The following is a 23,349-nucleotide window of genomic DNA, read 5'->3' on the forward strand; positions in this document are numbered from 1 at the left end:
GAGCAGGGTGGTCAGGAGCGGACTTCGAGAAGCGGCACGTACTGCTCGGCGGAGGTCATCGACCCGTGCATGCCGACCATGCCGGACTCCAGCGGCTCGCCGACGGAGGCGATCAGGGCCACGTCCTCGTGGGCCGCGGCGACGACGTCGCCGATCCGGCCGTACACCCGCTCGTCGACGGTGTCGCCGAACCAGCCGAGGGCGATGGCCTCGTCGCGGCCCGCCACCCAGAACTGCTCGCCGAGGACCTCGCGCCAGCAGGTGAGGACGTCGGCCTCGGCGCCGGGGACGGCGTAGACGTGCCGCGCCCGGCCCTCGCCGCCGAGGAGGGCGACGCCGGCGCGCAGCTCCCAGTCCTCGTCGACGTCGATGCGGTGCTCCTCGTCGAAGGGGACGTCGACCATGCCGTGGTCGGCGGTGACGTACAGCGCCGAACGGGCGGGCAGCTGCTCGGCGAGCCGCTGCACCAGCCGGTCGACGAGCATGAGCTGGCCGCGCCAGGCGTCGGAGTCGAGGCCGAAGCGGTGCCCGGCGCCGTCGAGTTCGCTGTAGTACGTGTAGACCAGCGACCGGTCGCCACCGGCCAGCTGCTCCGCGGCGAGGTCCATCCGTTCCTCGCCGGAGAGCCGCCCGTGAAACGTTCCGCCGCTCAGCGCGATCTGGGTGAGCGGGGTCTGCTCGAAGATCGGGGAGGACACCTGCGCGGTGTGGACCCCGGCCTCGTGGGCCTGCTGGAAGACGGTCGGGTACGGCTGCCAGACCTTCGGCGCGGTCCACGGCCGCCACTTGAGCTGGTTCATCAGCGCACCGGTCGCGGGGTCGCGGACGGTGTAGCCGCCGAGGCCGTGGGCGCCGGGCTGCCGGCCGGTGCCGACGGAGGCGAGCGAGGTCGCGGTGGTGGCGGGGAAGCCGGCGGTGATCGGCCGGCCGGTGCCGCCGCGCGAGGAGCCGAGCAGCGAGGTCAGGTACGGGGCCTCGTCCGGGTGGGCCAGGATCTGCTCCCAGCCGAGGCCGTCGACGAGGAAGACGCAGACGCGGTCGGCCGGGGCCAGCTCGGCGATCCGGGCCTCGAAGCCGGGCACGCCCTGTCCGGCGACGAGGGTGGGCAGCAGGTCGCCGAGGGAGCCGGAGCCGTACTCGGGCACCGGGGCGGCCTCCGGAGCGAGCGGGACCGGCTCGTCCGGCCAGCCGTGGGAGACGGAGGTCGGCTGCGCCATCAGCGGCCGGCCGTCGGGGCGGTGGCGGCGGTGGCCTCGGAGAGCGCCTGGGCGAAGACGAGGGTCTGCCGCACGGTGTCGGGGCCGTCACCGGCCTCGCTGACGCGCAGGCTGAGGTCGTCCGCCGTGGCGTTGCCGGTGTAGCCGTGGTCGGCGTCGCAGTTCGGGTCGCCGCAGGCGGCGGGCTCCAGGTCGATCCGGGAGACGGCGCCCCAGCCGATGGTGAGGACGACCTCGCGGGGCACGGCGCCCGGCGTGTACGACTCGGGGTTGGCGACCACGCGGCTGACCACGACCGACGAGATCCGGTCGAGCTTCACGGACTCGGTGGACGTGGTGGCGTACGGGCTCGGCGAGCTGTTGTCGGCGGCCTGCTCGTCGGTGTGGCTGACGATGAAGCGGCTCGGGGTCAGCACCAGGACGGTGACGTGGCGCCGGACCTCGTTGGCGTCGAAAGTGGTCTCCTGGTGTACCACGTACGACGCGACGTCCTCGCCGCCCACGGCGGCCTCCACCGCCTCGGCCACGAGGGCCGGGTAGTAGCCGCTGCGCTCGATCGCCGCGCGCAGCCCCTGGGTCGTCGTACCGGTCTTCGCCATGGGCTCCATCCTACGGGGCTGCGGGCGCCCTCCGACCCTTCAGTAGCTTGGCGGGTCAGTAGCTCGGCAGGCGGCGCGGGCCGAGGTCGGTGGTGGGCGGGGGCGGGGCGAGGCGGACCGCGGCGCCGAGGACGGAGACGCCGCCGGGGGCGACCACGGCCGGTTCGAGCGCGACGGAGACGATCTCGGGGTGGTCGTCGACCAGCCGGGAGACCCGGAGCAGCAGCTCCTCCAGGGCGGGGGTGTCGACGGGGGCGGAGCCGCGCCAGCCGAAGAGCAGCGGGGCGGTGCGGATGGAGCGGACCAGCTCGGCGGCGTCCCGGTCGGTGGCCGGGACCAGCCGGTGGGCGGTGTCGCCGAGCAGTTCGGAGGCGGCGCCGGCGAGCCCGAAGGAGAGGACGGCGCCGACGGCGGGGTCGATCGCGGCGCGCACCACGGTGTCCACGCCCCGGGGCACCATCGCCTGGACGACCGGCTGGAGCTCCTCGGGCTTGCCGAGGACCTCGGTCAGCTCGGCGTAGGCGGTGCGCAGCTGCTCCTCGGTCGCCAGGTCGAGCCGGACGCCGCCGAGGTCGGGGCGGTGGCGCAGGTGCGGTGCGGTGGTCTTGAGCGCCACCGGGTAGCCGAGCCGGGCGGCGGCCGCGACGGCCTCGTCGGGGCTGGGCGCGGGCAGGGCGGGATGGACGGCGATGCCGTAGCGGCCGAGCAGTTCGCCGGTCTCGTCGGCGGTGAGGGTGACCCCGCGGGACTCCTGCCCGGCGCCCCGCTCGCCAAGCACCCGGTCGATGAGGGCGGCGGCGCCGGTCTCGTCGATGGAGTCGTACTCGGGCACCCGTCCCGGCTCGGCGGCCTGCCGCCGCCACTGCCCGTACCGGACGGCCTCGGCGAGCGCCCGCACGGCGCGCTCGGCGGCGGGGTAGGCGGGGATGTTCCGCGCGGGGGCGGTCTCGGTGGAGTCGGACGCCGGGGTCGCGGGAGCGGCCGGGGCCTCGGGATCCTGCGGTACGGGGGTGGGCGCGGGGGCGGCCGGGCGGCGGGTGCGGGTGCTCGGGGGGCGGGTGCTCGTGGCGGCGGACAGGGCCTCGGCGAGGCCGCCCATCTCGACGTGCACGACCACGACCGGCTTGGCGGCGCCCGCTGCCCCGCTGCCGGCGACGGCCTCGCGGAGCGAGGCGGCCAGCACCTCGGTGGTGCCCTCGACGCCCACCCAGGGGATGGCGGTGACGACCACCGCGTCGCAGGAGTCGTCGGCGAGCGCCGCGGCGAGCGCGTCCCGGAAGTCGGCGGGGGTGGCGGCGGTCGTCAGGTCGAGGGGCCGCTGCGGGCGCAGCCCCTCGGTGAGGCAGGCGTCGTACGTGAGGAGGCCGAGGGACTCGGAGTTGCCGAGGATCGCGACGCGCGGTCCGGCGGGCAGCGGCTGGCCCGCGAGCAGCACGCCGACGTCCACGAGTTCGGTGACGGTGTCGACCCGGATGACGCCGGCCTGGCGCAGCAGCGCGGAGACGGTGGCGTGCGGGATGCGGGTGACGGGGACCCGGTGGCCGGGCGGGGCGCTGCCGCTGTGGCGGGCGCCCTTGACGACGACGACCGGTTTGACGGCGGCGGTGCGGCGGGCGAGCCGGGTGAACTTGCGCGGGTTGCCGATCGACTCCAGGTAGAGGAGGACGACGTCGGTCGACGGGTCGTCGTACCAGTACTGGAGGAAGTCGTTGCCGGAGACGTCCGCGCGGTTGCCGGCCGAGATGAAGGAGGAGAGGCCGGTGCCGCGCCGGTGCAGCCCGGCGAGGAGGGCGATGCCGATGGCGCCGGACTGGGTGAAGAGGCCGATGCGGCCGGCGGCGGGCATCTCGGGGGCGAGGGAGGCGTTGAGCCGGACGTCGGCGGCGGTGTCGATGATGCCGAAGGCGTTGGGGCCGATGATCCGCATCCCGTACGAACGGGCCTGCCGGACCAGCGCCCGCTGCCGCTCGCGGCCCTCGGGCCCGCTCTCGGCGTACCCGGCGGAAAGGACGACGAGGCCGCGCACGCCGTGCTCGCCGCAGTCGGCGACGACCTCGGGGACCCGCTCGGCGGGGACGGCGACGATCGCGAGGTCGACGGGGGCGCCGATGGAGGCGACGGAGGGGAAGGCGGGCACCCCGTCGGGATCGGGCGCCGTGGCGCCGAGCGCGGGGTTGACCGCGTACACCTGTCCGGTGAAGCCGGCCCCCAGGAGGTTTCGCAGCACCGTCCGGCCGACGCCGCCGGGGGTGCGCCCGGCACCGACGACGGCGACCGAGCGGGGGGCGAGGAGGCGCTGCACGGAGCGGGCCTCGGCGCGCTGCTCGCGGGCCCGCTGGACGGCGAGGGAGCGGTCGGTCGGCTCCAGGTCGAGGTGGAGCCGGACGGAGCCGTCCTCGAAGCTGCGCTTCTGGGTGTAGCCGGCGTCCGTGAACACCTTGATCATCTTGGTGTTGGCGGGGAGCACCTCGGCGGCGAAGCGGCGGATGCCGCGCTCGCGGGCGACGGCCGCGATGTGTTCGAGGAGAGCGGAGGCGACGCCGCGCCCCTGGTGGGCGTCCTGGACGAGGAAGGCGACCTCGGCCTCGTCCGCGGGGGACGAGGCGGGCAGGCCCCGCTCGTCGATGCGGTCGTAGCGGACGGTGGCGATGAACTCGCCGCCGACGGTGGCGGCGAGGCCGACCCGGTCGACGAAGTCGTGGTGGGTGAAGCGGTGGACGTCCTTGGCGGAGAGCCGGGGGTAGGGGGCGAAGAAGCGGTAGTACTTCGACTCGTCCGAGACCTGCTCGTAGAAGCTGACGAGCCGGTCGGCGTCGTCGGCGGTGATGGGGCGGATGCGCGCGGTGCCGCCGTCCCGGAGCACGACGTCGGCCTCCCAGTGGTCGGGGTAGGCGTGCTCCTCCGGGGCCGGGTGCTCCCCCGCTCCCGCTCCGCCCGCTCCGTCCGGTCCGTCCGTCTGCTCCGACGCGCTCCGCATGGGGCACAGCCTACGGCGGGGGTACGACAGCGGCACCGTTCGCGCACCCGTTCCTCGGCGGACACGGCTCGTGCGCCCGACGGCCCACGGCCCGCGCCCTCGGCGGCACACAGCCCGCACTCCTCGGTGACACACGGCTCGCGCGCCCTTCCCGCCCCGTGCAAGGTAAGAGGGCCGGACGTCGCACGGATGCGGGACCGAGGTCGGCACGAGCACGCCGCAACCCGTGAGAGACTGGTCTAGACAACCCGCCGCAGACCTGAAGGGCAACACCATGGCTGAGCGCCGCGTCAACGTCGGCTGGGCCGAGGGCCTGCACGCCCGCCCCGCCTCCATCTTCGTCCGTGCCGCCACGGCCTCCGGCGTGCCGGTGACCATCGCCAAGACCGACGGCACCCCGGTGAACGCCGCGTCGATGCTCGCGGTGCTCGGCCTGGGCGCGCAGGGCGGCGAGGAGATCGTGCTCGCCTCGGACGCCGAGGGCGCCGAGATCGCGCTCGACCGCCTCGCCAAGCTGGTCGCCGAGGGCCTCGAGGAGCTCCCCGAGACGGTCTGACCCGGCGGGCCGTCCCCCGGCTCCCCCTGGCGGCTGCCCCCCGCTTCCCCGACGGCCGTGTCCCCGGAATTCCCGGTGGACACGGCCGTCCGGAATTTTCGGCGAGCGTGACCGTCCGGCATTCCAGGAGGCCGAATTCCTGTTTCCGGGCAGCGCGAAACAGACCCGGAAATGGCCGTTCTTTTTATACGGCGGCCGTGTTAATTCCGAACGCTCGCCGTGTTGACGGCATGTTGCGAAACCCTCACGCGGCCCCGCTCGGGCCGTTTCAGCCGGTGCAGCGGCAGGGCGCGCTCCACGTGGAGCGCGGTCAGCGCCCGGGCCCGCTCGGCGTCCCCGCGCGCGAGGGCGTCGACGATCGCACCGTGCTCGGCCCACGCCTCCACCGGCCGCTCCGGCAGGTCCACCACGTACATCCACGCGATCTTGTGCCGCAGTTGGGTGAGCAGAGCGGTCAGGGCCGGACTGCCGGAGGCCTGCGCGAGCGTCTCGTGGAACCAGCCGCCGAGCGCCCGCAGGTCCTCTCCCTGCCCCTGCCTGGCCCGCTCCTGCCCCAGCCTGACCAGGCCGCGCAGCACCTTGAGGTGCGCCTCGGTCCGCCGCTGGGCGGCCCGCGCGGCCCCGAGCGGCTCCAGCAGCGACCGTACGTCGAGGAGGTCGGCGGCCTCCTGGTCGGTGGGCTCGGCGACCTGGGCGCCGGCATGCCGCCGGCTGACCACGAAGCCCTCCGACTCCAGGGTGCGCAGGGCCTCGCGGACGGGGACGCGGGAGACCCCGTAGCGGCGCGCCAGCTGGTCCTCGGTCAGCCGGCTGCCGCGCTCGAAGACCCCCGAGACGATGTCGTCCCGGATCGCCGTGCATACCGATTGCGCGGGAACCCGCATCTTCCGACCTCCGCTTTCGATCCGCGTGCACCGAATTCGAGCGACGCCTGTTCAGCGACTCTATTGCAGCACACCGGAAATTCCGATGCCCCCTCGGAATTCGGCCGGTGCACGACAGCGAAAAGGCCCCGGCTCGCCAGGAGCCGGGGCCTTTCGACGCAAAGGGGGCGCGCGGTGGGTCAGAGGCTGACGCCCCGGGCGCGGAGGTACGCGATGGGGTTGATGTCGGAGCCGTACTCGGCGGTGGCCCGGGCCTCGAAGTGGAGGTGCGGTCCTGTCGAGTTGCCGGTCGAGCCGGAGACGCCGATCTGCTGGCCGGGCTCGACGGTCTGGCCGACGTAGACGCCGATGGACGACAGGTGCCCGTACTGGGTGTAGGTGCCGTCGTTCATCCGGATCACGATGTTGTTGCCGTACGCGCCGCCCCAGCCGGCCTCGACGACGGTGCCGGAGCCGACGGAGACGACCGAGCTGCCGTAGGCGGCGTGGAAGTCGATGCCGGAGTGGCTGCCGGAGGACCAGAGGGAGCCGCCGACCTTGTAGCCGGTGGAGACGTACGAGCCGGCGACCGGGAGGTTGAAGGAGGCGAGCCGGCGGCGCTCGGCCTCGCGGGCGGCGCGCTCCTCGGCCTCGCGGATCTCCTTGGCGCGGGCCTCGGCCTTGCGCTTCGCCTCGGCGCGCGCCTTGGCCCGGGCCTCGGCCGCGGCGGCCTCCTGCTCCTGGACGGCGGCCTGGGCGCTGATCTGGTCGGCGAGGGACTCGTCGGCGATCACCTGGGTGAGGCCGGTGTCCTCGGGGGAACGGTCGTCCGTGTCGGCGGCGAGCGCCGGGGAGGCGAGGGTGCCGACGACGCCGGTGGTGGCGAGGGCGGCCACGCCGGCGAGGCCGGCGCTGCGGCGAGCCAGTCGGCTCGCACCACGATGCTTCCCGGTGGCACGGGTGAACGCCAAGGCTGTTCCTTTCCTTCCTTCTCGCCTACCGGGTTAGCTGACGGGTTCGGAGCAGGAAGGTCTCCTACGGGCCCCTCCGCGTGGCGAAGGCGTCCGATTCACCCCAGGGACGTGGGCCCCTCCAGCCGCGAAGGCGGCGACAGGAGGGCGGGTCCCCGGCTCCCCAGGCTCGCGCCTGACGGGGACTCGGCGATGACTGTCCGGTGCCGCGGGTGCGGCGCGTGCGTCGGCCGAACAGCCGGATCGACGCTAGGCCGGACGGATGTCGATCGCCAAACAGAGCACCCCATTTGTAAGACATGCCACAGGGCATACGATCATGTTTGGCGCCGTAACGGACAAAGCGGAGGCATCCGATGCTTCGGGGCATCAGACGCCTCCGCCCGGAGCCGACGGGGGGGTCAGCTCACCACGGTCACCTCGCCGATGCCGAGGGCCCGCACGGGCTCCTCGATCTGCGCCGCGTCGCCCACCAGGACGGTGACGAGCCGGTCCACCGGGAAGGCACTGACGACGGCGGCCGTGGCCTCGACCGTGCCGGTCTCGGCGAGCCGCGCGTACAGCCGTGCCTGGTAGTCGTCCGGGAGGTGCTGCTCGACCTGGTCGACGAGGGTCCCGGCGACCGAGGCGGCCGTCTCGTACTTGAGCGGGGCCACGCCCACCAGGTTCTGCACGGCGACGTCCCGCTCGGCGTCGGTCAGGCCGCCCTCGGCCAGGGTGCGGAGCACCTTCCACAGGTCGTCGAGGGCCGGACCGGTGTTGGGGGTGTCGACCGAGCCGCTGATGGCGAGCATCGAGGCGCCGTGCCCCTCGCCGTCGGAGCGGAGCACCTGCCCGAAGGCGCGCACGCCGTACGTGTACCCCTTCTCCTCCCGCAGGACGGCGTCCAGACGGGACGTCAGGGTGCCGCCGAGGCAGTAGACGCCGAGGACCTGCGCGGCCCAGACGGCGTCGTGCCGGTCCGGGCCGATCCGGCCGATGAGCAGCTGGGTCTGGACGGCTCCGGGGCGGTCGACGATGACGACCCGGCCGGTGTCGTCGGCGGTGATCGGCGGCATCGGGCGCGGCGCGGCGGGCTTGCCGGTCCAGCCGCCGAGGGTCTCGGCGAGGACCTTGTCCAGGTCGACGCCGGTGAGATCGCCGACGACGACCGCGGTGGCGGCCGCGGGCCGCACATGGGCGTCGTAGAAGGCGCGGACGGCGGCGGCGTCGACGGCCTCCACGGTCTCCTCGGTGCCCTGGCGCGGCCGGGACATGCGGGCGGTGGCCGGGAAGAGCTCCTTGTAGAGCTGCTTGGCCGCGCGGCGGCTCGGGTTGGCGGTCTCGTGCGGGATCTCGTCGAGCCGGTTGTCCACCAGGCGCTTGACCTCGTCGGCGTCGAAGGCCGGGGAGGCCAGGGCCTCGGCGACGAGCCCGAGCGCCTTGGGGAGCCGGGAGACCGGGACCTCCAGGGAGACCCGGACGCCGGGGTGGTCGGCGTGCGCGTCGAGGGTGGCGCCGCAGCGCTCGAGCTCGGCCGCGAACTCCTCGGCGCCGCGCTCGGTGGTCCCCTCGGAGAGGGCGCGCGCCATGATGGTGGCGACACCGTCCAGGCCCTCGGGCTCGGCGTCCAGCGGGGCGTCGACGAAGATCTCGACGGCGACGACCTGCTGGCCGGGGCGGTGGCAGCGCAGCACGGTCAGCCCGTTGTCGAGCGCGCCGCGCTCGGGGGCCGGGAAGGCCCAGGGCCTCGCCTGGCCGGGCTTCGGCTGCGGGTGGAACTCCATGCTGGTCAGAGACACGGCGGCGTCCGTCACTGGTCCGCTCCCTCTTCCTCGTCGCTCTCTTCCTGTTCCGTGGCCACCGGCTCGTAGACCAGCACCGCGCGGTTGTCGGGGCACAGCCGGGCCGCGGCCACCTCGCGCACCTCCTCGGCGGTGACGGCGAGGACGCGGTCGACGGCGGTCAGGGCGAGCTGCGGGTCGCCGAACAGCACGGCGAAGCGGCACAGTTCGTCCGCGCGACCGGCCACCGTGCCGAGCCGGTCGAGCCATTCGCGCTCCAGCTGGGCCTGGGCACGCTCCATCTCCTCGGCGGTCGGGCCCTCGGCCGCGAAGCGGGCCAACTCCTCGTCGACGGCCGCCTCGATGGCGGGGACCTCGACGCCGCCGGAGGTCTTGACGTCCAGCCAGCCGAGCGAGGGGGCGCCGGCGAGCCGGAGCAGGCCGAAGCCGGCGGCGACGGCGGTGCGGTCGCGGCGGACCAGCCGGTTGTGCAGGCGGGAGGACTCGCCGCCGCCGAGCACGGTGAGGGCGAGGTCGGCGGCGTCGCACGCGCGCGTGCCGTCCTCGGGCAGCCGGTAGGCGGCCATCAGGGCGCGGGCCGGGACGTCCTCGACGACGACCTCGCGCAGCTGCTCGCCCATGACCTCCGGCAGGGAGCCGTCGCGGGGGGCGGGCTTGCCGTCGTGGCCGGGGATGGAGCCGAAGTACTTCTCGATCCAGGCGAGGGTCTGCTCCGGGTCGATGTCGCCGACGACGGACAGGACGGCGTTGTTGGGCGCGTAGTAGGTGCGGAAGAACTGCCGGGCGTCCTCCAGGGTGGCCGCGTCCAGGTCCGCCATCGAGCCGATGGGGGTGTGGTGGTACGGGTGGCCCTCGGGGTACGCGAGCGCGGTGAGCTTCTCGAAGGCGGTGCCGTACGGCACGTTGTCGTACCGCTGGCGGCGCTCGTTCTTCACGACGTCGCGCTGGTTCTCCATCGACTCGTCGTCGAGGGCGGCGAGCAGCGAGCCCATGCGGTCGGCTTCCAGCCAGAGGGCGAGCTCCAGCTGGTGGGTGGGCATGGTCTCGAAGTAGTTGGTGCGCTCGAAGCTGGTCGTGCCGTTGAGCGAGCCGCCGGCGCCCTGCACGAGCTCGAAGTGGCCGTTGCCGTGGACCTGCTTCGAGCCCTGGAACATCAGGTGCTCGAAGAGGTGGGCGAGGCCCGTGCGGCCCTCGACCTCGTGGCGCGAGCCGACGTCGTACCAGAGGCAGACCGCGGCGACCGGGGTCAGGTGGTCCTCGGAGAGCACCACCCGCAGGCCGTTCGTCAGCCGGTGCTCGGTCGCTGTCAGGCCGCCGGAGCCGGCCTCGGCCGTGGCCGTGTGACCCATGGGCATGTACGTCCCTTCGATCGCGATCGTGAAAAGTCCTGCCACTGTATGCAAGCGCGCCGACACCTGGCGAAGTTCCCGGACCCTTGAGATGTCCCTCGTCCGGGTCGCGGTCCGCGTTGTCGGTGGCACGGTCCACAATGGACCGCGTCAGATCAAGCTTTGTCGGAGAAGGAGCCGCAGCCGCGATGGCCCGCCGCAGCACGAAGACACCGCCGCCGGACGACGCGTACGAGGAGAAGATCCTCGACATCGACGTCGTCGACGAGATGCAGGGCTCCTTCCTCGAGTACGCCTACTCGGTGATCTACTCGCGCGCGCTGCCCGACGCCCGCGACGGCATGAAGCCGGTCCAGCGGCGCATCGTCTACCAGATGAACGAGATGGGCCTGCGCCCGGACCGCGGGTTCGTCAAGTGCGCCCGCGTGGTCGGCGAGGTCATGGGCAAGCTGCACCCGCACGGCGACGCCTCGATCTACGACGCCATGGTCCGCATGGCGCAGCCGTTCTCCATGCGCGTGCCGCTGGTCGACGGCCACGGCAACTTCGGCTCGCTGGGCAATGACGACCCGCCGGCCGCCATGCGGTACACCGAGTCGCGGATGGCTCCGGCCGCCCTGCTGATGACCGAGTCCATCGACGAGGACACGGTCGATTTCGCGCCCAACTACGACGGCCAGGAGCAGGAGCCGGTCGCGCTTCCCGCCGCGTACCCGAACCTGTTGGTGAACGGCGCCTCGGGCATCGCGGTCGGCATGGCGACCAACATGCCGCCGCACAATCTGGGCGAGGTCGTGGCGGCCGCCCGTCACCTGATCCGGTATCCGAACGCGGACCTGGACGCGCTGATGCGCTTCGTCCCGGGCCCCGACCTGCCGACCGGTGGCCGGATCGTCGGCCTCTCCGGCATCCGGGACGCGTACGAGTCGGGCCGCGGCACCTTCAAGATCCGCGCCACCACGTCGGTGGAGACGGTGACGGCCCGCCGCAAGGGCATCGTCGTCACCGAGCTGCCCTTCACGGTGGGCCCCGAGAAGGTCATCTCCAAGATCAAGGACCTGGTCGGCTCGAAGAAGCTCCAGGGCATCGCCGACGTCAAGGACCTCACCGACCGGGCCCACGGGCTCCGCCTGGTCATCGAGGTCAAGAACGGCTTCGTGCCCGAGGCCGTCCTGGAGCAGCTCTACAAGCTGACGCCGATGGAGGAGTCCTTCGGCATCAACAACGTGGCGCTGGTGGACGGCCAGCCGCTCACACTCGGCCTCAAGGAGCTCCTGGAGGTCTACCTCGACCACCGCTTCGAGGTGGTCCGCCGCCGCTCCGAGTTCCGCCGCGGCAAGAAGCGCGACCGGCTCCATCTGGTCGAGGGCCTGCTCGTCGCCCTCCTCGACATCGACGAGGTCATCCGGCTCATCCGGGAGAGCGAGAACTCGGCGCAGGCCAAGGAGCGCCTGATGGAGCGCTTCTCGCTGAGTGAGGTCCAGACCCAGTACATCCTGGACACCCCGCTGCGCCGGCTCACCAAGTTCGACCGCCTGGAGCTGGAGACCGAGCGGGACCGGCTGACCGGCGAGATCGGCGAGCTGACCCGGATCCTGGAGTCCGACGCGGAGCTGCGCAAGCTGGTGTCGGCGGAGCTGGCCGCGGTGGCGAAGAAGTTCGGCACCGACCGGCGCACGGTCCTCCTGGAGTCGGCCGGCGCCCCGGTCACCGCCGTCCCGCTGGAGGTCGCGGACGATCCGTGCCGGGTGCTGCTCTCCTCGACCGGTCTGCTGGCCCGTACGGTCTCGGCGGAGCTGCCGCCGGTCGACCCGGACGCCAAGCGGGCCAAGCACGACGTGATCGTCTCGTCGGTGGCGGCCACCCAGCGCGGCGACGTGGGCGTGGTGACCTCTGCGGGCCGGCTGCTGCGGCTCGCCGTCATCGACCTGCCTCAGCTGCCCGACACGGCCGCCGTGCCGAACCTGGCGGGCGGGGCGCCGCTGAGCGAGTTCCTGTCCCTGGAGGCGGACGAGACGGTGGTCTGCCTGACCGGTCTGGACGAGTCCTCGCCCGGTCTGGCGCTGGGCACCCTCCAGGGCGTGGTCAAGCGCGTGGTTCCGGACTATCCGGCGAACAAGGACGAGCTGGAGGTCATCACCCTCAAGGAGGGCGACCGGATCGTCGGCGCGGTCGAGCTGCGGACGGGCGAGGAGGATCTGGTCTTCATCACCTCTGACGCCCAGCTGCTGCGCTATCCGGCCTCCCAGGTGCGGCCGCAGGGCCGCCCTGCGGGCGGCATGGCGGGCATCAAGCTGACGGCCGGCGCCGAGGTGCTGTCCTTCACAGCGGTGGATCCGGCGGCCGACGCGGCCGTGTTCACGGTGGCGGGCTCGGCCGGCACCCTGGGCGGCGCCGCGGCCACCTCGGCGAAGCTGACCCCGTTCGACCAGTACCCGCGCAAGGGCCGGGCGACCGGCGGCGTGCGCTGCCAGCGTTTCCTGAAGGGCGAGGACGTGCTGGTCCTGGCCTGGGCGGGCGCCCTGCCGGCCCGTGCCGCGCAGAAGAACGGCGCTCCGGCCGAGCTGCCGGAGCCGGACCCGCGCCGCGACGGCTCGGGCACCCCGCTGCCGCGGCCGGTGGACGTGGTGGCGGGCCCGGCGAGCTAGCCGGCCGCCGCCCGTCCCGTACGCCCCGTACGAGAAGCCCCCCGCTCCGGCCGGAGCGGGGGGCTTCGCCGTCGGCGGTCCCAGGCGGTGCCGGCGCCGTACCGTACGGGGACGTGGGCCGGGCGGGGTCGGCCGGGGCCTACTCGGCCGCCGGAGGTTCGTCGCCCTGGGGGACGTACCGCAGGACGCCCCACATGCTGTGCTCGTCCGGGGTGTCGTCGGGGCCGTCCACCTCGCAGGCGGTGAGCTCCTTGCGCAGGGCCGCCGCGTCGACGCCGGTCCCGATCAGGACGAGCTGCGACAGCCGCTCCTCCCCGGCCGGCCAGGGCTCCGGGTAGAAGCGCAGGAAGCGGCCGACAGCGTGCACGAGGTAGCGGTGGTCGGGATCGGCGGCGCCGAAGTCGACGAAGCCCTTGAGGCGGTACAGGCCCTCCGGCCGGGAGTCCAGGAAGGCCATGAGGCGGCGCGGATGCAGCGGCACCGGCGTGGCCAGGGAGACGGTGTCGTAGGCGGCGTGCGTGTGGGCGTGGCCGTCGTCGTCGCCGTAGAGGATGTCCTCGATCGACATCTGTCCGGCGATCTCGTCCTCCGGGACGACCCGGTCGAAGAGCAGCTCGGGATCGATCCGGCCGTGCGCCGCCTCGATCACCGCGGCCCGCTCCGCGAGCCGGGCCACGGCCGCCCGGACGGCCCGCAGCTCCTCCCCGGGCACCCGGTCGGCCTTGTTGACGACGACGAGGTCGGCAAGGGCGAGGTGCCGGTCGGTCTCGGGGTGCCGCCGCCGGGTGGCCTCGAACTCGGCCGCGTCGACGACCTCGACGAGCCCGCCGTAGACGATCCGCCGGTTCTCGCTGGCCAGCACCATCCTGACCAGTTCCTGCGGCTCGGCGAGACCGCTGGCCTCGATCACGATCACGTCGAGGCGCAGCTCGGGCCGGGTGAGGACCTCCAGGTACTCGTCCAGCTCGCTCGCGTCCACCGCGCAGCACAGGCACCCGTTGCCGAGGGAGACCGTGGATCCCACCTGCCCGGCGACGGTCATCGCGTCGATCCCGATGTCGCCGAAGTCGTTGACCATGACCCCGATCCGGGTGCCCCGGGCGCTGCGCAGCAGATGGTTGAGAAGCGTGGTCTTCCCCGCTCCGAGAAACCCGGCGAGGACGACGACGGGGATCTGCTGCGCGCTCACGGAGCTTGCCTTTCGCTGGTACGAGGACGGGTACGGGCCACGGGACCCGGCACGGCCCCTGCTGTGGACCGGCCCCCAGGATAGGCAGCCGCCCCGCGGGAACCGGCCCCACGCGCGCGTGCCGTCAGGCGGCCCCGGCGCCGGTGAGCGCCCGCACCTCGGTCTCGGCGTGCCGTGCCTCGTCCGGTGGTTCGGGCGAGGTGACCGTGCCGAGCCAGCCGGCGAGGAAGCCGAGCGGGATGGAGACCACCCCCGGGTTCTGCAGCGGGAAGAGGTGGAAGTCGATACCGGGGAAGAGCGCTTCGGAGCTGCCGGAGACGACCGGCGAGAGGAGTACGAGGACCACGGCGGGGACGAGTCCGCCGTAGACGGACCAGACGGCGCCCCGGGTGGTGAACCGGCGCCAGAAGAGCGAGTACAGCAGCACCGGCAGATTGGCGGAGGCGGCCACCGCGAAGGCGAGGCCGACGAGGAAGGCCACGTTGAGGTCGCGGGCGAGCAGACCGAGGCCGATCGCGGCGGCGCCGATGCCCGCGGCGGCCACCCGCGCCACCGTGACCTCGCTGTACTGCTTCCCGCCGGGTCTGCGCAGCGAGGCGTAGAGGTCGTGGGCGACGGAGGCGGAGGAGGCCAGGGTGATTCCGGCGACGACGGCGAGGATGGTCGCGAAGGCGACGGCCGCGACCACCGCGAAGAGCACCGTGCCGCCGGTGGAGCCCGCTCCCCCGCCGAGGTCGAGCGCGAGCAGCGGTACGGCCGTGTTCCCTGAGGCGTTGGAGGCGCGGACCTCGGCGGAGCCGATGAGGGCGGCGGCGCCGAAGCCGAGGACGATCGTCATCAGGTAGAAGCCGCCGATGAGGCCGATGGACCAGACGACGGAGCGGCGGGCGGCCCTCGCGGTGGGCACGGTGTAGAAGCGGGACAGGATGTGGGGCAGTCCCGCGGTGCCGAGGACGAGTGCGAGGCCGAGGCTGATGAAGTCGAGCCGGGCGGTCCAGTCGCCGCCGTACCGCAGCCCGGGACCGAGGAAGGCGCTGCCGTGCCCGCTGCGCTCGGCGGCGGTGCTGAGCAGGCTGTTCACGTCGCCGTGGAAGCGGATCAGGACGAGGACGGTGAGGGTGACGGTGCCCGCCATCAGCAGCACCGCCTTGACGATCTGGATCCAGGTGGTGGCCCGCATCCCGCCGAGCGACACGTAGATCACCATCAGCGCGCCGACGCCGACGACCGTCCAGGTGCGCGCGGCCTCGCCGGTGCCGCCGAGGAGGAGGGCCACCAGGCTGCCGGCGCCGACCATCTGGGCCACCAGGTAGAGCACGGAGACGGCCACGGAGGAGGTGCCGGCCGCGATCCGTACGGGCCGTTCGGCCATCCGCGCGGCGACGACGTCGGCGAGGGTGAAGCGGCCGCAGTTGCGGACGAGTTCGGCGACGAGGAGCAGTACGACCAGCCAGGCGACCAGGAAGCCGACCGAGTAGAGCATGCCGTCGTAGCCGTAGAGCGCGATGAGGCCCGAGATGCCGAGGAAGGAGGCGGCGGACATGTAGTCGCCGGCGATGGCGAATCCGTTCTCCATCGGTGAGAAGAGCCGGCCGCCGGCGTAGAACTCCTCGGCCGAGCCGCGCCGGTTGCGGCTCACCCAGGTGGTGATGCCGAGGGTCACGGCGACGAAGGTGCTGAAGAGCAGCAGGGCGAGCGTCTGGTGGTCCCCGGTCACCACTGTCCGGCCCCCCTCGTCATCTCCTGGGTGTCCCAGCGCAGTTCGAGCGCGGCCCGGTCCCGGCGCAGCCGCGCGTGCCGGGCGTAGGCCCAGGTGAGCAGGAAAGTGGTGAGGAACTGGGCGAGGCCGGCGATCATCGCCACGTTGACCGCGCCGGCCACCGGACGGGCCATCAGGCCGGGGGCCGCGGTGGCGGCGATGACGTAGGCGAGGTACCAGAGGAGGAAGGCGAGGGTGGCGGGGAAGGCGAACCGCCGGTAGCGGCGCCGTACCTCCTGGAAGGCGGGGCTGCGCTGGACCTCCAGGTAGATCCCGGCCGCGCCGGCCGTCCGGTGCGCGGCCCCGTCGTCCGCCTGGTGCGGGAGCTCCGGACGGATCGCCACCGCCCCGTCGTCCCGTGCCCCCGCACGCGCCTGTTCGTCCAGTTGTTCCACTGGTCAACTCTCCTTGTCAGCGAACCGTTTCGGCCGCGTGCCCAAGGATGGACAGAGCGGGCAGATCCCGGACTCTCCTCCCTCCGGTCTTCACCCCATCAGGTGACAGTTCGCCCCGGTGGCCTGACCGGACCGTGCCGATAGGCGTATGGACGCCGCCGGCCCGGCCCCGCGGTGCGGGTGCCGGGCCGGTACGGACCGGTGGGGCGGGTCAGGCGTCGATGCGCGAGCGGTCGAGCGTCGCCGCCGAGCTGGTGATGAACTCCTTGCGGGGCGCCACGTCGTTGCCCATCAGCAGGTCGAAGACCTGCTCGGCCGCGTCCAGGTCGCCGATGTTGATGCGGCGCAGGGTGCGGTGGCGCGGGTCCATCGTGGTCTCCGCGAGCTGGTCGGCGTCCATCTCGCCGAGGCCCTTGTAGCGCTGGATGGAGTCCTTGTAGCGGACACCCTTGCGCTCGAACTCCAGGAGCGTCTGCCGCAGCTCGCTGTCGGAGTACGTGTACACGTACTTGTCCTGGCCCTTCTTGGGCTGGATCAGCTCGATCCGGTGCAGCGGCGGCACGGCGGCGAAGACCCGGCCGGCCTCGACCATCGGGCGCATGTAGCGCTGGAAGAGGGTCAGCAGCAGCGTCCGGATGTGCGAGCCGTCGACGTCGGCGTCGGTCATCATGATGACCTTGCCGTAGCGGGCCGCGTCGATGTCGAAGGTGCGGCCCGAGCCCGCTCCTATGACCTGGATGATCGCGCCGCACTCGGCGTTCTTCAGCATGTCCGAGACGGACGACTTCTGGACGTTGAGGATCTTGCCGCGGATCGGCAGCAGCGCCTGGAACTCGCTGTTCCGGGCGAGCTTGGCGGTGCCGAGCGCGGAGTCTCCCTCGACGATGAAGAGCTCGCTGCGCTCGACGTCGTCGCTGCGGCAGTCGGCCAGCTTGGCCGGGAGCGAGGAGGTCTCCAGGGCCGTCTTCCGGCGCTGCGCCTCCTTGTGCTGGCGGGCGGCGATCCGGGTGCGGGCGGCGGCCACGGTCTTCTCCAGGACGGCCCGGGCCTGGGCCTTGGCGTCCCGCTTGGTGGAGGTCAGGAAGGCCTTGAGCTCCCGCGCGACCACGTTCGCCACGATCCGGCGGGCGGCCGAGGTGCCGAGGACCTCCTTGGTCTGGCCCTCGAACTGCGGCTCGGCGAGGCGGACGGTGACGACGGCGGTCAGGCCCTCCAGGGCGTCGTCCTTGACGATGTCGTCCTCGGCGACGCGCAGCAGCTTGGCCGAGCGCAGCACCTCGTTCATCGTCTTGGTGACGGCCTGCTCGAAGCCGGAGACGTGGGTGCCGCCCTTGGGGGTGGCGATGATGTTGACGAAGGACCGGACCGTGGTGTCGTAGCCGGTGCCCCAGCGCAGGGCGACGTCCACGCCGAGCTCACGGGTGACCTCGGTGGGGGTCATGTGGCCGCGGTCGTCCAGGACCGGGACGGTCTCCTTGAAGGTGCCCTGGCCGGTGAGGCGCAGCACGTCGCAGACGGCCTTGTCCTGCGCGAGGTACTCGCAGAACTCGCTGATGCCGCCGTCGAAGCGGAAGACCTCCTCGCTCTTGCCGATCCCCTCCAGGTCCCGCTCGTCGCGGACGACGATGGTGAGGCCGGGCACGAGGAAGGCGGTCTGGCGGGCCCGCTGGTGCAGCGTCTCCAGGGAGAGCTTGGCGTCCTTCAGGAAGATCTGGCGGTCGGCCCAGTAGCGGACCCGGGTGCCGGTGCGGGTCTTGGGGACGCGCTTGCCCTTGGTCAGGCCGTTGCCCGGGTCGAAGGGGCTGTCGGGGCCCTGCTCGGTGAAGATGCCGGGGACACCGCGCCGGAAGCTGATCGAGTGGGTGGCGCTGTTCCGGTCGACCTCGACGTCGAGACGGGCCGAGAGCGCGTTGACCACGGAGGCGCCGACGCCGTGGAGACCGCCGGAGGCCGCGTACGAGCCGCCGCCGAACTTTCCGCCGGCGTGCAGCTTGGTCATGACGACCTCGACGCCGGACAGGCCGGTCTTGGGCTCGACGTCGACCGGGATGCCGCGGCCGTTGTCCCGGACCTCGACGGAGCCGTCGTCGTGCAGGATGACCTCGATGTGGTCGCAGTAGCCGCCGAGGGCCTCGTCGACCGAGTTGTCGATGATCTCCCAGAGGCAGTGCATCAGGCCACGGCTGTCGGTGGACCCGATGTACATCCCGGGGCGCTTGCGGACCGCTTCGAGCCCTTCGAGGACGAGCAGGTGCCGCGCGGTGTAGTTGGAACCGTCACGGTCTGCGGTCAGCAGCGCACTGGACGGCACGGACGTTTCGGCGGTCACGCGGTTCGCTCCTCGCTGAATTTGAGATCTTGCCCGATGGGGTGAGTACCGGCGTCGCTCACCGCTCAGAGGGTACCGATGCCTGGTAGAGCCGTTGGAACGCCACCCTCTCGGTTTCCTCATGCTAGTCCAGGTTCGCATGGATGTTCGATCCCTCGAAGGGGTGACGCGAACATCACGTTCCCTTCCCGGCATGAACCATCTAGGCTCCGGGCACGTCCTCATCAACAACCGGCAACCCCGCCGGGAGGACGAAGACACACCACAGCAACGCGAAACCCGTAGAGCGACGCAATACGGCTCATTCGCCGCCAACCGGCAGCAGACAGCCACCTTGGGAAAAAGTTTCAAGGAAAAGCCACGAGCGGGAACGTTTTCGGCCTGGTTGGATGTTGACCCTGGTACGACAGCTCGTCGAGCTAGAGAAGAGGCGACGTGACTACTGTTCTGACCCCCGCGAGCCCCCTGACGGCCGCTGACCGCTGCGACCGCTGCGGCGCCCAGGCCTACCTGCGTGTTGTCCTGGCCAGCGGAGGTGACTTGCTCTTCTGCGCCCACCACGGACGCAAGTTCGAGCCGGAACTCAAGAAGATCGCCGTCGAGATACAGGATGAGACGGACCGGCTCACCGACGTGCCGGCCCGCACGGTGGGCGACGAGCACTGACGCCGCGCAACCACGACGAGCTCAGGACCGGTCGCTGACCGGCCGACGGGCGGTCGGCCCCTGACCCAGGGGCTGACCGCCCGTCCTCGTACTCCCGGGCTTCCCTGACCGGGCCCTGCTCAGGAGCCCCGGAGCAGGGTCGTACGGCTCCTCAGAAGCGCTCGGGCAGCATCGCGGACACCCGGGTGTAGACCCCCGGGTTCTCGGCCTGCCCGCAGCCGCTGCCCCACGACACCAGCCCCACCAGCAGCCCCCGCGCCACCAGCGGCCCGCCACTGTCGCCCTGGCAGGCGTCCCGGCCGCCCCGCGGATCGCCGGCGCAGAGCATCGTCTCCTTGCGGTACGAGACGCCGCCGAATCCGCCCGGGTACGCCCGCTCGCAGGCCGCGTCCGGGAGGACCTGGACGCGCGCCGAACGGAGCGAGGAGGCGTAGCTCCCGCGCCCGGTCGTGTCGCCCCAGCCGTACACCTCGGCCGCCGTCCCGGGCCCCTCCACCTCGTCCCCGGGCCGGGCCACCTTGATGACGTAGGACTGCGGCAGGGGCTCGGCGAGGGTGAGCACGGCGAGGTCGCCCGAATTGGTCGTCGGGTCGTAGGCGGGGTTCACCCAGGTGTCGGTGATCCGCACCTCCTGCCCGCCCTGCCCGCGCAGCGCTGCCCGGCCCGCGATCACCGAGAAGTCCCGCAGCTGCCAGGGCTCGCCCCCGAGCGCCTCGCGGCTCAGGCAGTGGGCGGCGGTGAGCACCTTGGCGGGCGCCACGACGACACCCCCGCAGAACTGGCCCGCCCGCATACCCCCGAACCGGTCACGGCTGGACAGCGCCACCACCCAGGGCGCGTCGGCGATCGCGGTCGGGCTGCCGCCCACCACGACGCCGTCCGCGGCGGCCGGGGCGGCGCCGGCCACCTGCCCCGCCACCGCCGTGACCAGACCCAGGGCACCCGTCAACAGCCGGGTGAAGGGACCACGCATGGAGCCTCCTGACTCTCCGCTGATATCCGTTCACCCAGCGTCCGGCACGGACCGGCCTCCTGCACCCGCGAACGGCCGAAGGGCCCGGCCCCCGAACGGGGAACCGGACCCTTCGTCCACTGCCTGATACGTCGGACGGATCAGTCCAGGTAGTCACGCAGGACCTGCGAACGCGACGGGTGGCGCAGCTTCGACATCGTCTTCGACTCGATCTGACGGATCCGCTCACGGGTCACGCCGTAGACCTTGCCGATCTCGTCGAGCGTCTTCGGCTGGCCGTCGGTGAGGCCGAAGCGCATGGAGACGACGCCGGCCTCGCGCTCGGAGAGCGTGTCGAGGACGGAGTGCAGCTGCTCCTGGAGGAGCGTGAAGCTGACCGCGTCGGCCGGGACGACCGCCTCGGAGTCCTCGATGAGGTCACCGAACTCGCTGTCGCCGTCCTCACCCAGGGGGGTGTGGAGGGAGATCGGCTCGCGGCCGTACTTCTGGACCTCGATGACCTTCTCGGGGGTCATGTCGAGCTCCTTGGCCAGCTCCTCCGGGGTGGGCTCGCGGCCCAGGTCCTGGAGCATCTGGCGCTGGACGCGCGCGAGCTTGTTGATGACCTCGACCATGTGCACCGGGATGCGGATGGTGCGGGCCTGGTCGGCCATGGCGCGGGTGATCGCCTGACGGATCCACCAGGTGGCGTACGTGGAGAACTTGTAGCCCTTGGTGTAGTCGAACTTCTCGACCGCGCGGATCAGGCCCAGGTTGCCCTCCTGGATCAGGTCCAGGAAGAGCATGCCGCGGCCGGTGTAGCGCTTCGCCAGGGAGACCACCAGACGGAGGTTGGCCTCCAGGAGGTGGTTCTTGGCACGGCGGCCGTCCTCTGCGATGATCTCCAGCTCGCGCTTGAGCTTGGGCGCGATCTTGTCCGAGTTGGCGAGCTTGTCCTCGGCGAAGAGACCGGCCTCGATGCGCTTGGCGAGCTCGACCTCCTGCTCGGCGTTGAGCAGGGGGACCTTGCCGATCTGCTTCAGGTAGTCCTTGACCGGGTCGGCGGTGGCACCGGCGACGGCGACCTGCTGGGCGGGAGCGTCGTCCTCGTCCTCGTCGGACAGCACGAAGCCCTTGGCCTCGCCCTCGGTCTCCTCGTCGTCCTTGCCCGGCGCGACGTCCTCGAGCAGGTCCTCGCCCTCGAGCAGTTCGTCGTCGGACTTCTTCGACGCGGTCTTCTTGGCCGCCGTCTTCTTGGCGACGGTCTTCTTGGCCGCCGTCTTCTTGGCGGCGGTCTTCTTCACGGCCGTCTTCTTGGCGGGCGCCGCGGTCTCGTCGGCCGGGTCCGCGCTCTCGGCCGCGGGGGCGGCGGAGCCGGTCGCGACGCTGGTCCTCGTCACCGTCGCCGCCCTGGCGGTGACGGTGGTCTTGGCGGCGGTGCGCTTGGCCGGGCTCTTCGCTGCTGCGCTCTTGCGGGCGCGCTTCGGCGACTCCGCTGCACTGACCATCAGCGTCACACCCTCTTCCTCGAGGATCTGATTGAGGCTGCGCAGAACATTCTTCCACTGGGTTGGCGGAATCTGGTCAGCCTCGAAGGCCCGACGCACGTCATCGCCGGCGATCTGCCCATCAGCCTTTCCCCGCTCGATGAGCGCCATCACAGACTCGGACTCGGCGATCTCCGGCGGGAGCGTACGGGATGTGCTGGCCGACACGAACAACCTCTCGGAACGATGGAAACGGCTTCCGGCCCCGCCCGGGATCGGGCCGGAGCCGACGACCGTCGACGGGGAATGTGCCGACGGCGCGGGCTGGACCGGGGAACTGCACAGCGCCTGCACCGGCTGCTGTATTCCTTCCTCGGCTGTCACCTCTTAGGTCATCGCACGGCTCGGAGGAGTGTTACGCCCAATCTTCGTGTCCCGAGTCACACCGCATCCGTGACGAACCGAGTGAAAAGGGGTTCAAGCGTACGTTCGGTGCCACCTGCACCCTGGCGCGGTCCGGGGAGCCCGTCCGGAGGTCGGACGGGCTCCCCGGACCACGCTCGACTCCGGCGGCTCTCCCTGCGTACGCGCCCGTGCACGTGCGGCCACGGCCCGCGGATCAGTGTTCGCGCGGGGCGGGGACGACCCGGGGCTCCACCTCGGGGTGGACCGTGAGCAGTTGGCGCATGGCGGTCTCGGCGCCCTGGGCGTCCCCCGCGGCGAGGGCGTCGACGATCCGGGCGTGGTGCGCCAGGCAGCTCTCGCCGGGGCGGTCACAGGCGGTGGCGGGGCCACCGGAGACGTGGAGGGCGGCGGCGACGATGCCGGAGAGGTGCTCCAGCATGCGGTTGCCGGCGAGCTGGATGAGCAGGGAGTGGAACTCCGCGTCGGCGCGGGAGAAGGTGACGCCGTCGGCCTGCGCGTAGGCGTGCCCCATGATCTCGACCATGTCGGCGAGGCGCTGCTGCACGTCCTCCCTGCCATGTCCGGCGGCGAGGCGGGCGGCCAGCGGCTCGATGGTCCAGCGCAGCTCGTTCAGCTCGCGCCGCTGGTCGTCACGCTGGGGCCCGAAGGCGCGCCACTCGATGATGTCGGGGTCGAGCAGGTTCCAGTCGCTGACCGGGCGGACCCGGGTGCCGACGTTGGGCCGGGCGCTGACGAGGCCCTTGGCCTCCAGGACGCGGAGGGACTCGCGCACGACGGTACGCGAGACCTCGAAGCGCTGACCGATCTCCTCGGGGACGAGGGGGCGGTCCGCGCCGAGGTCGCCGGAGACGATCATCTGACCGAGCTGTTGGACGAGCTGGCCGTGCAGGCCACGGCCGCGACTGCCGGCGGTGCGGCGGCCGACGCGGCCGAGGTCCGTGTCCACCCCCTCCCAGGAGGGCGGGCTCACGCGGTCGGCGACGGGGGCCTCCGCGTAGGGGTAGCGGTCGACATCGCCCGGAGCGCCGAGGCCGGAGTCGACGGAGCGGGCGGCGGTCATCATCGTGTGCGCAAGGGTACTCACGCATCCTTTGTCGGCGTTGCCTCCGTGACCCTTGAGGTCTTTGGTGAAAAGCACACGAAAGGGTGATCGGCACCCCCTACACAATTGACGATTATTCG

Annotated in this window: 17 protein-coding genes and 1 riboswitch; of the genes, 3 read left to right on the forward strand and 14 right to left on the reverse strand. The window is 72.3% G+C overall.

From position 1 onward, the window contains the following. Positions 1-11: 11 nt before the first annotated feature. Genes QK442_RS23460 through QK442_RS23470 form a run of 3 tightly spaced genes read right to left on the reverse strand, consistent with a single transcriptional unit; the run spans position 12 to position 4,793 of the window. Positions 12-1,217: an alkaline phosphatase family protein gene (locus QK442_RS23460; RefSeq protein ID WP_282696012.1), complete on the reverse strand. Its 1,206-nt coding sequence runs from the start codon at positions 1,215-1,217 to the stop codon at positions 12-14. Beyond that, positions 1,217-1,816 carry a DUF5998 family protein gene (locus QK442_RS23465; RefSeq protein ID WP_282696013.1) on the reverse strand — a complete coding sequence of 200 codons (600 nt, stop codon included), beginning with the start codon at positions 1,814-1,816 and terminating at the stop codon, positions 1,217-1,219. Before QK442_RS23465 ends, QK442_RS23460 begins: the two co-directional genes overlap by 1 nt. Positions 1,817-1,871: 55 nt before the next feature. Continuing rightward, positions 1,872-4,793, reverse strand: coding sequence for a bifunctional GNAT family N-acetyltransferase/acetate--CoA ligase family protein (locus QK442_RS23470; protein WP_282696014.1), 2,922 nt, complete (start codon positions 4,791-4,793; stop codon positions 1,872-1,874). A 274-nt stretch (positions 4,794-5,067) separates the two neighbouring features. Between QK442_RS23470 and QK442_RS23475 the strand changes: the two genes are divergently transcribed. After that, positions 5,068-5,349: an HPr family phosphocarrier protein gene (locus tag QK442_RS23475; RefSeq protein ID WP_282696015.1), complete on the forward strand. Its 282-nt coding sequence runs from the start codon at positions 5,068-5,070 to the stop codon at positions 5,347-5,349. A 200-nt stretch (positions 5,350-5,549) separates the two neighbouring features. Here QK442_RS23475 and QK442_RS23480 read toward each other — a convergent pair whose 3' ends face one another. From QK442_RS23480 to QK442_RS23495, 4 genes are all read right to left on the reverse strand, one after another. Then, positions 5,550-6,233, reverse strand: coding sequence for a GntR family transcriptional regulator (locus QK442_RS23480; RefSeq protein WP_282696016.1), 684 nt, complete (start codon positions 6,231-6,233; stop codon positions 5,550-5,552). A 179-nt stretch (positions 6,234-6,412) separates the two neighbouring features. After that, positions 6,413-7,183 carry a M23 family metallopeptidase gene (locus tag QK442_RS23485; protein ID WP_282696017.1) on the reverse strand — a complete coding sequence of 257 codons (771 nt, stop codon included), beginning with the start codon at positions 7,181-7,183 and terminating at the stop codon, positions 6,413-6,415. Between the two features lie 8 nt (positions 7,184-7,191). Further along, positions 7,192-7,385: riboswitch (cyclic di-AMP (ydaO/yuaA leader) on the reverse strand. Between the two features lie 199 nt (positions 7,386-7,584). Further along, the gene (locus tag QK442_RS23490; RefSeq protein ID WP_282696075.1) at positions 7,585-8,949 is read right to left on the reverse strand and encodes a pitrilysin family protein; all 1,365 of its coding nucleotides are present in this window, start codon (positions 8,947-8,949) and stop codon (positions 7,585-7,587) included. Between the two features lie 26 nt (positions 8,950-8,975). Next, complete coding sequence (locus QK442_RS23495; RefSeq protein ID WP_282696018.1) at positions 8,976-10,322, reverse strand: pitrilysin family protein; 1,347 nt, start codon at positions 10,320-10,322, stop codon at positions 8,976-8,978. Positions 10,323-10,504: 182 nt separating this feature from the next. On the opposite strand from QK442_RS23495, the gene QK442_RS23500 reads away from it, so the two are divergent. Beyond that, a complete protein-coding gene (locus QK442_RS23500; RefSeq protein ID WP_282696019.1) occupies positions 10,505-12,964 on the forward strand; it encodes a DNA topoisomerase IV subunit A in 2,460 nt (819 codons plus the stop codon). Between the two features lie 139 nt (positions 12,965-13,103). Here the strand turns inward: QK442_RS23500 and QK442_RS23505 are convergent, their stop codons facing one another. From QK442_RS23505 to QK442_RS23520, 4 genes are all read right to left on the reverse strand, one after another. After that, positions 13,104-14,153 carry a GTP-binding protein gene (locus tag QK442_RS23505; protein WP_282696020.1) on the reverse strand — a complete coding sequence of 350 codons (1,050 nt, stop codon included), beginning with the start codon at positions 14,151-14,153 and terminating at the stop codon, positions 13,104-13,106. A gap of 124 nt (positions 14,154-14,277) precedes the next feature. Continuing rightward, positions 14,278-15,870, reverse strand: coding sequence for a cation acetate symporter (locus QK442_RS23510; RefSeq protein WP_282696021.1), 1,593 nt, complete (start codon positions 15,868-15,870; stop codon positions 14,278-14,280). Further along, complete coding sequence (locus QK442_RS23515) at positions 15,867-16,250, reverse strand: DUF485 domain-containing protein (protein ID WP_282696076.1); 384 nt, start codon at positions 16,248-16,250, stop codon at positions 15,867-15,869. The genes QK442_RS23510 and QK442_RS23515 overlap by 4 nt, the downstream gene beginning before the upstream one ends. Before the next feature lie 268 nt (positions 16,251-16,518). Then, on the reverse strand, positions 16,519-18,636 hold the full coding sequence (locus tag QK442_RS23520; RefSeq protein WP_282696022.1) for a DNA topoisomerase IV subunit B: 2,118 nt from the start codon (positions 18,634-18,636) through the stop codon (positions 16,519-16,521). A gap of 435 nt (positions 18,637-19,071) precedes the next feature. On the opposite strand from QK442_RS23520, the gene QK442_RS23525 reads away from it, so the two are divergent. After that, complete coding sequence (locus QK442_RS23525; protein ID WP_030495106.1) at positions 19,072-19,302, forward strand: hypothetical protein; 231 nt, start codon at positions 19,072-19,074, stop codon at positions 19,300-19,302. Positions 19,303-19,453: 151 nt separating this feature from the next. Here QK442_RS23525 and QK442_RS23530 read toward each other — a convergent pair whose 3' ends face one another. The 3 genes from QK442_RS23530 to QK442_RS23540 form a co-directional block, all read right to left on the reverse strand. After that, positions 19,454-20,275 (reverse strand): serine protease, encoded by an 822-nt coding sequence (locus QK442_RS23530; RefSeq protein WP_282696023.1) that lies wholly within the window; start codon positions 20,273-20,275, stop codon positions 19,454-19,456. A gap of 140 nt (positions 20,276-20,415) precedes the next feature. Further along, entirely contained in the window at positions 20,416-21,969 is a 1,554-nt protein-coding gene (locus QK442_RS23535) for an RNA polymerase sigma factor (protein ID WP_282696024.1), read from the reverse strand. Between the two features lie 391 nt (positions 21,970-22,360). Then, entirely contained in the window at positions 22,361-23,251 is an 891-nt protein-coding gene (locus QK442_RS23540; RefSeq protein WP_282696025.1) for a FadR/GntR family transcriptional regulator, read from the reverse strand. Positions 23,252-23,349: the final 98 nt, after the last annotated feature.

Source organism: Streptomyces sp. CC208A (assembly GCF_030010625.1).
GTDB lineage: Bacteria > Actinomycetota > Actinomycetes > Streptomycetales > Streptomycetaceae > Streptomyces.